The sequence below is a fragment of the Beijerinckia mobilis genome, assembly GCF_000745425.1.
GTDB classification, from domain to species: domain Bacteria; phylum Pseudomonadota; class Alphaproteobacteria; order Rhizobiales; family Beijerinckiaceae; genus Beijerinckia; species Beijerinckia mobilis.
The window spans coordinates 1-7,321 of sequence record NZ_JQJH01000043.1 but is presented as its reverse complement, the minus strand read 5'-3'; the positions used below and the strand labels follow the sequence as shown (position 1 = coordinate 7,321).

8 protein-coding genes are annotated in these 7,321 nt (G+C 55.7%); 7 read left to right on the top strand and 1 reads right to left on the bottom strand.

Going from position 1 to position 7,321, the window contains the following annotated elements; genetic code table 11:
* Positions 1-49 precede the first annotated feature (49 nt).
* Entirely contained in the window at positions 50-493 is a 444-nt protein-coding gene (locus DL88_RS18105) for a hypothetical protein (protein ID WP_034999373.1), read from the bottom strand.
* Positions 494-654: 161 nt separating this feature from the next.
* Between DL88_RS18105 and DL88_RS19660 the strand changes: the two genes are divergently transcribed.
* The 7 genes from DL88_RS19660 to DL88_RS18070 all read left to right on the top strand — a co-directional run bounded on the left by DL88_RS19660 (position 655) and on the right by DL88_RS18070 (position 7,210).
* Positions 655-1,110 (top strand): helix-turn-helix domain-containing protein, encoded by a 456-nt coding sequence (locus tag DL88_RS19660; RefSeq protein WP_051956156.1) that lies wholly within the window; start codon positions 655-657, stop codon positions 1,108-1,110.
* A 108-nt stretch (positions 1,111-1,218) separates the two neighbouring features.
* Positions 1,219-2,193 (top strand): hypothetical protein, encoded by a 975-nt coding sequence (locus DL88_RS18095; RefSeq protein WP_034999372.1) that lies wholly within the window; start codon positions 1,219-1,221, stop codon positions 2,191-2,193.
* Positions 2,194-2,242: 49 nt separating this feature from the next.
* Entirely contained in the window at positions 2,243-2,872 is a 630-nt protein-coding gene (locus DL88_RS18090) for a DotI/IcmL family type IV secretion protein (protein ID WP_034999371.1), read from the top strand.
* Positions 2,873-2,880: 8 nt separating this feature from the next.
* Positions 2,881-3,843 (top strand): DotH/IcmK family type IV secretion protein, encoded by a 963-nt coding sequence (locus DL88_RS18085; protein ID WP_034999370.1) that lies wholly within the window; start codon positions 2,881-2,883, stop codon positions 3,841-3,843.
* Position 3,844: 1 nt separating this feature from the next.
* Positions 3,845-5,146, top strand: a complete 1,302-nt coding sequence (locus tag DL88_RS18080) for a DotG/IcmE/VirB10 family type IV secretion system protein (RefSeq protein WP_051956155.1) — start codon at positions 3,845-3,847, stop codon at positions 5,144-5,146.
* Between the two features lie 42 nt (positions 5,147-5,188).
* Entirely contained in the window at positions 5,189-6,664 is a 1,476-nt protein-coding gene (locus DL88_RS18075) for a hypothetical protein (protein ID WP_084705282.1), read from the top strand.
* Between the two features lie 9 nt (positions 6,665-6,673).
* Positions 6,674-7,210 carry a hypothetical protein gene (locus DL88_RS18070; RefSeq protein WP_034999368.1) on the top strand — a complete coding sequence of 179 codons (537 nt, stop codon included), beginning with the start codon at positions 6,674-6,676 and terminating at the stop codon, positions 7,208-7,210.
* Positions 7,211-7,321: the final 111 nt, after the last annotated feature.

Genomic DNA, 7,321 nt, shown 5'->3' with positions numbered 1-7,321 from the left:
TGATCCGGAGCAGGGTCGGCCGAGACCGCGCGAAAACAAATGCTTGTGCCTAAAGGCTTAAAACGAGCGCCTTCCCCTTGACCGACAGGTGAATGCCTAGAGGCTGCACGGCTTCTTCAAGGACGATCTTCCATTCCCGCCCGCCCTTCCAATCGACCAGAACGTCTGGCGTGACGCCAGGGCCGAATTTTATGGCAATCTCAGCAGGAACGATCTGCTTGAGAGCGAAACCCAGCGGGATTTGCGACCCAAATCCAATGGCTTGCGCATTGATGGCTGGTTTTGGTTTCAGTAAAGCGGTTTTATTCCTATTCCCTTCATTCTGTTTGGAATGTTGAAGTTTTCTTTTGTTGAGAGGCCTTGACGGTTTTGGTTGAGATTTATGAGAGACGTCCGTTGCCAGGGATGTTGAGGATAGAACTGTAAATTCGGCATTGGCAGGAGCACAGAGGGACAATGACCCAAGAAAAACAAGAGAGAGCAAGACACGCATAGGTATTCCCTTTCGATTGCTCTCAAAGGTTTTTGAAGTCCACGCAAATTCCAACTGAATATTTTCAGAGTCGGTCTCGCGCGTTTTTAAAGGAATAGCTAAAAAAGAATGTCTTCACGGACTAGCGAGAGCGCATATGAGAGAATCATCGGGGGAGGCTTATGCCTAAGAAGCCCGTTAACATAAACAATCTAGACGATGAAACTCTTAAGAGTCTCGCAATTGTTGGGCAAAAAATCAAAGAGCTTAGGGTATCAAAGGGACTTACACAAAAAGCATTAGGTGAAAAGTCCGGTGTCTCACATCAATATATATTACTAATAGAGATTGGAACACAAAACGTCACTATAGGTATATTAAAACGCATTTCTGATGCGCTTGAAGTACCATTCTATTCAATATTGCCAGATGAATGGCTAACAGGAGGCCTTGATGAATATGTCCTAAAGCTTTTCGATAAACAGTCATCTTATATAAAAAAGGAATTTGCCGATAGTTCGATGACTGTGTCAATTCTTGATGATATGTGGAAGAAGTTTGATGAAGCGAGAGGCATGATAGATAAAGCGCAACGAGCATTAGGAGACATATTAGAGCGTGTAAAATCGGGGAAATGAGCAGATCCCGTTACCAACAAATGTCATAATCTAATATTTTAGATATTGACTGATCTAATTTATTAGAGTGAAACTCTGTTCCGGTCAAGGTCACCGGAGCGGATCCCTATGCTGTTGCAGCCAAGCCTGCCAGGATTGGACTATCTCGAGCAGGATGAGACGCATGCGTCTCTCTTGTCTTTCACTGCCCCACCACGCGCATCGGTTCTTCAGTCGCTCGACCTGATCCTGATGGGCATGGTCGGCGCGGGCCTCGGGATCGAGGCTCTCTGTTTCTATTTCGATCTCACGCGAATTCAGTTGTGTGAGCGCTTACTGGCGCTCGATCTGGAGATGCCAGCGGATAAACCCATAAGGCGGTTTGCCGGTAAAAATCCCTGGAGCGTCGAGGATATACGCCATCTCATTCAATGGTGGAGTGATGGCATCCATGTCAAAAGCATCGCGCCCAGCCTTGCCCGTTCGGAGAATGCGATCCGCGCCAAAGCGCGACGGCTTGGGCTTCCTCGGCGTGATCGCCGGCTTTTGTCCTATCAGGAGCTTCCACCGCTAAAGCCGCTCTCACTCGATGAGCCTTCATCGGAACGCCTTGAGAGTGTTGTTCTCCCCGAGGCGCCTTCAAACCCCATTCTGCCACCGGCAACAAAACGGTTTGGCATCGAAATCTGGAAGAAAGAGCACGATGAGGATGCGTTGTTGCTCTATTTTGGTCAGATCAACAATGCCGTGGCGGCCGACTATCTGAACGATAAATGGGGTACCCACTATTCCGCGGCGGCGGTGAGTTCCCGCTGGACACGTCTTGGATGCAAGGGACGAAACCGCAAGGTGATGGCGCCGTCTTTCGATCCCATCGCGGCGGAAGGCAATTTCAAGGCATCCGGTTTCGTCAAACGTCAATGTCATACATTGAAACGCGTGTTTGTCGAGAAACGCGGCGTCTATTCTTATAATTGCCCCGAAGCTCAAAAGCGCCTGGAGAAAACCACGATCCAGAAACCGCGCGAAACCGCTGAACCGCATCGTCGCGGATCAGTCAGGCTGCCTGTGCTCAAATATCTTGAGCGTAATCCGTCTCTATAATTCATTTTCACGAATTTGTTTTCGCGCGGCAAAGCGGGAGCCTCATGCCATGCAAAACCAACGTGCGGCTGTCATGCGTCGTTTATCCGATCCCGATTTTCAGGCCTCTCTTGTCAACAAATGCATCATGCTCGTCATCGGCATGTTTGTCATTCTGGCCATATTCAGCCTCCATGATGTCTATGTGTGGATGAACCCGCCACAAAACAAATATTTCATCGTGGATGGAAAAGGGCCGCCGCATCTTGCGACGCCTTTGTCGAGCCCTGTTCGCGGTGATCGCGAAATGCTTGCCTGGACCGTGGATTCCGTCCTCGGCGTGTATAACATCAACTATCATGACTATCCCGTGCAGCTGACGACAGCCGGTCGTCGCTTTACCGAAAAGGGATGGATCAGCTGGGCCGACAGTTACAAGAAGAGCGGCAATTTCGACAGCATGAAAAAAGCCATGCTGCTTTGCGATGCACAGGCGCAGCGCGCGGCGATCATTCGCGAAAGCACGACGCTTCACGATGCGCTCGCCTACAGGATCGAAGTGCCGATCGTCCAGACCTGCCGGAACACGCAGCAAACCTCATCGCAAAATATGCTGCTGACCGCGCTCGTCGTTCGCACCAATTCTGAAAACTATCCTGACGGGCTCGCGATCGAGCAACTCGTTGCCCGGCCTATGTGAGGAGTGTCATGCCCAATCAATCCAATTTATGGTGTTGCGCCGGCGCGCTGATCCTCTTGTCAGGATCAGCGTTCGCGCAGGTTGTTGCCAACACCGGAAATACCGCTCTCGCGCCGAATGATGTGGATGTCGGTCCAGCGAAAGATCTTCCGGCCAACGCACTGCCTCTCACCCCCGAAATGATCCGCGAACTGGGTCGGCGTTATCGGGAGATCAAGCGGGAGGAAGAGCGGGCAACCACCCAAATCGCAACGCCTGTCAGCCGCCGGATCAATGTCGCCTTCATCCCTGGCCAGGCGACGAATATCATTCAGACGGTCAAGGGCTATCCATCGGCGATTTCCTTCTTTGACAGTACCGGCCAGCCCTGGCCGATCGAGTGGAACTCCAATTCCAATCCCTCATCGATCGCCGGCGGCAGCAATTGCAATGCTACGACCAATACAGGTGGTCCGGCCGTCGCGGCGGTCGGTTTTCACGTGTGTACGCCGATGAAGGGCAGCAATGTCCTCGAGGTCACGCCGATGTCCCTGGAGCCGCGTGGCGGTTTGGTCGTGACGCTCGAGGGAGCGCCAAAGCCAGTGTCCTTCATGCTGGTTGGCGGCGGCGGGCGTTACGATTCCGATGTCTCGGTTCATGTCGGCGATCGCGGGCCGCATGCCAAGGTCGAGATCACGCGGAGAACGCCCGCCCCGGATACGGGCTCGGGTTTTCTGACCGCGATGCTGGATGGCGTTCCACCGGCAGAAGCCACGCCACTTGTCGTGAGTGGCGTCTCACCCGAGGACCTTCGAGCCTGGAGGCTCGGCGACAAGGTGTTCCTGCGCACGCGCTTGACCTTGATCTCGCCCGAATGGACCGCGTCGGAGGCAGGCGAGGGGGGCCTGACGATCTATTCCGTGCCGGCGACGCCCGTCGTGCTGCTTTCCGGACACGGCCGTACTGTTTCCGCCGCCTTGCAGGAGCAATGAGATGGTTGATTTCAGCGCAAGCCTCAGCAAATTCCTGCCGCACAAGCCGGCCTTTTTTAATGCGGGCGGCAAAGGAGGACCACGCCGTCTTCTGGTCATCGCCGGTACGGGTGTCAGCATGATTGCCCTCGTATCCGTGCTCTCGATGCAGGGCCAGAAGGATCCTCTCATTTCGAAAGTGACCAAGCCGCCAGCGATCAATCCAAATCCCGGTGGCCTGCAGTCCGATCCCGCCCAGGAAAAACTGCGGATGGTGACAGCGAGCGAACAAGCCAAAAAGGCATCCGAAGTCGGCTATTCCTTCACACCTGTCATGGCGGGCAGTCAGCGCACGAAACCATTGATCATGCCGGAATTCCTGGAAGCGCCGGAGCCCCCGAAACCTTTTGTCGGTACGCCCACCATTGCTCCCGTGCCGCCGCCGAAGCGTGTTGCCTCACTCAATCCGGCCGTCGAGAGCGAGGCTCCGCCGCAAGCGATGATCCACAAAGTCGCGCAGCGAAGCCAGGAAGAAGACAAGGCCTATCAAATGGCGATTGCCCAGATGCTGCGCTCCTGGGAGGGGCGTCCACCTCGCACCGATATCGTTCTCCCTCCGGAAGACAAGGTCGTCGGCAAAAGCGAAGCGGAACCGCGTGGGTCGCGGGCCGAACCAGCTTCTGGTCTGGCGGCGCGGTCCAAAACCAATCGATCCTCGGCCATCCTTGAACAGAAGGCGAAGGAAACGGTGCTGATACCGGCCGGCCGGATGATCTATGCCCATACGGTGACGGCGGCCGATAGCGATAGCAACGGCCCGATCGTCCTGCAGGCCGACAGCGGGCCTCTGGCCGGAGACCGGATGATCGGCTCTTTCTCCAAAAGCAAAAGCACACGGCTTGTGATTCAGGTCCAGCGGATTGAACACAATGGCCAGGAACTGAAGGCGGATGGTCTCGTTGTGGCTCCTGACACTATGGAGACAACAGTCGCCTCCGATATCGATCAACATTACATGGAACGCGTGATCCTTCCGGGGGCGGCTGCTTTTGTCGAGGGGGTCGGCCAGGCAATCGCCATGAGCAACACGACCAGTCAGGTGAGTCCCTTGGGCGGGGTCACGGCGTTCACGAAGCTCAATTTTCAGCAGCAGCTTGGGGTCGGTGCGGGCGCTGCAGCCAATCGCCTGGGGAGCACTCTCACCCAGCAGATGCCGACAGGCCCAACGGTGAAGCTTGGCGCCAATCTTCCTATCGGCGTCATGTTTGTCTCTCCCGTGAAAATGAAAACTGTCACAGACCAGGCCTCGTCCTTCGCGCAGTAAGAGCCGACGATCGGACAGGTTGTATTCATGGAGTATGATGGGATGTCGGCACAAACAATGGCTTTGATCGAGGATGATGGTGACGATCGCGTGACGTCTGTCACGCAGCCGGAAACGCCTCACGCGAATGTAGCGGGCCGCTCGGCCTCTTTCTGGCGTAAGCCATTGCCTCAATGGCTTGGTGGCAAGAAAGCACAACGGGAAGGTTCCGATCAGGCCGATACGCAGGCCGAGAACCAGACATCTCAACCGGATCTTGAACTGGATGCGGACACACCCATTGGATTGCCAGGCGAAGACCGGACGTCTCCTGACACTTCACAGGCATCAGAGGCTGTTCAGACGCCAACGAAGGCCAAATGGAAGCCGTCCAAGCCGCTCTTGATAGGGGTGTCGGTCGCGGCTTTGCTGGTCGCCGGAAACATCGGCATCATGTCTTATCCGCGATCGTCCCCGTCGCGCCCCGCGGTCAACCCGGTGGCGGCGCGTCAGACAGGACCTTTGGCACCCTTGGCGAAACTGGCGACTGTTGAACCACATCAGCCGACAGAAAATCCCATTGAGACCGCTGTTCCCGCTCAAAATCCTATGGATGAGCTTCTCTCGTTTCATCCGGCGGATCCCGCCACGGAAAGGGCAAGCGGAGGAGAAGAGCATAAAGCGCCTCAGCCGATCCTGGCCAAACTGGAAATCACACCGCAACAGAGCAAGACCACGGCGTTTCCGATGGATTATTTCGGCACTCCAGCTTTTGCCTCTCTGAATGGCCAGGACCAGAGGTCCGGCAAACCGGGCGAAACGGTCGCAGAACCCATGATGCAGGCATCTGCGCCGGCCAGGATCGAGGAGCCCCGTTCCAGTGAGCCCCCGCATGTGGACGTGAAGGAGGCGAAACCAGCGTCACATGGGGCAGCTCAAGCAACGTCATCAGGAACATCTCAAGGAACATCTCAAGGGGCCATGCCACAGGTGCCTGTGACATCGCCTGTCTCTGTTGATCCCCATGATGCGGAACATCGTGCCCTGGCGATGGTCACGGAATATGCGACAATCGTGGGCGAGCTGCGGACTGAAGTCGCGGAGATGAAGCAGAAACTCGCGCATGCGAGCCAAAGCAGCGAGGCGAGGATTTCCGATCTCGAACGGCGCGTGACCTTCACGGAGGCACGGAAGGCGCTCGACGCGGCCCATGATGCGCCGCGCCTCGTCGCTCTTCCTGCCCCGCCCGCCCCTTCAAAGGCCGGTTCCAAATCCTTGCCGAAGACCGGTTTGATCAAGACCTCGTTCAACGCGTCCTCCAGCGAACCAGTGACACAGATCGACGGCCGGCCGCGCTACCGGGTCCAGGCGGCGTCCCCCAATCTCGCCATGTTGACGGCTCTGGATCGCAGCGGCGAAACGGATGGGCAAATCCAGGTGGCGATCGGTGACGTGATCCCCAATTACGGCCGGGTGAAACAGATCGCGCAACGGGGGACGAGCTGGGTGATCGAGACGGATCAGGGCACGATCCAATAGGAGTCGGAAATGCAGGGGCTCGTCAATTTCGCGGCGGCGGTTGGAGAAGGGTTGGCGATCTTTTTGCCAACCTTTTGTTATCTGACAGCCATTGGTCTGTTTCTCTTCGCCGGATGGGGGTTTTGGCGCCAGGCGCAACCGGATAATCCCTATCGGGGCAAGCCATGGATTCCGATCTTCTCTTTGGTCCTGTGTGGTGTCTTTGCTTCGTTCGATCGGATTTTGACGATGGCGAATGTGACGATGGGCACCGACCTTCAGGTCTCCCTGACCAATAATCTGACCACTTACGCTCCTGCCGTGGATGAGGATGTGCTCGGCACGACACCAGGAACGACGCTTCTGAATATCGTCACCTTGTTCCAGAGTTTTTTCCAGGCATTCGGAGCCATGGCCTGTTTCTTTGCAGCGCTGACATGGTGGTCGATCGTGACGGGCCGCACCAACCGGAGCACAGTCGGAACGGGGATACAGTTCGTTTTCGGTATTTTGCTCATCAACGTCATGACAGTGGCAACGTGGCTCGTGAGCATATTCCAGACGTGATGACGGCGGGAGAGCGATCGGTGATATATCGCCTGTTCCGGCATTTTCCTTCCGTCCGCCCTTCGATCCCGCCCTCGTGGCGGGATTTTTTGTTTTTCTGAAATTTCTTTT

Coding starts and splice junctions, on each gene's coding strand:
- DL88_RS18105 (WP_034999373.1), bottom strand. CDS start 493: ATGCGTGTCTTGCTCTCTCTTGTTTTTCTTGGGTCATTGTCCCTCTGT.
- DL88_RS18075 (WP_084705282.1), top strand. CDS start 5,189: ATGTCGGCACAAACAATGGCTTTGATCGAGGATGATGGTGACGATCGC.
- DL88_RS18070 (WP_034999368.1), top strand. CDS start 6,674: ATGCAGGGGCTCGTCAATTTCGCGGCGGCGGTTGGAGAAGGGTTGGCG.
- DL88_RS18090 (WP_034999371.1), top strand. CDS start 2,243: ATGCAAAACCAACGTGCGGCTGTCATGCGTCGTTTATCCGATCCCGAT.
- DL88_RS19660 (WP_051956156.1), top strand. CDS start 655: ATGCCTAAGAAGCCCGTTAACATAAACAATCTAGACGATGAAACTCTT.
- DL88_RS18095 (WP_034999372.1), top strand. CDS start 1,219: ATGCTGTTGCAGCCAAGCCTGCCAGGATTGGACTATCTCGAGCAGGAT.
- DL88_RS18080 (WP_051956155.1), top strand. CDS start 3,845: ATGGTTGATTTCAGCGCAAGCCTCAGCAAATTCCTGCCGCACAAGCCG.
- DL88_RS18085 (WP_034999370.1), top strand. CDS start 2,881: ATGCCCAATCAATCCAATTTATGGTGTTGCGCCGGCGCGCTGATCCTC.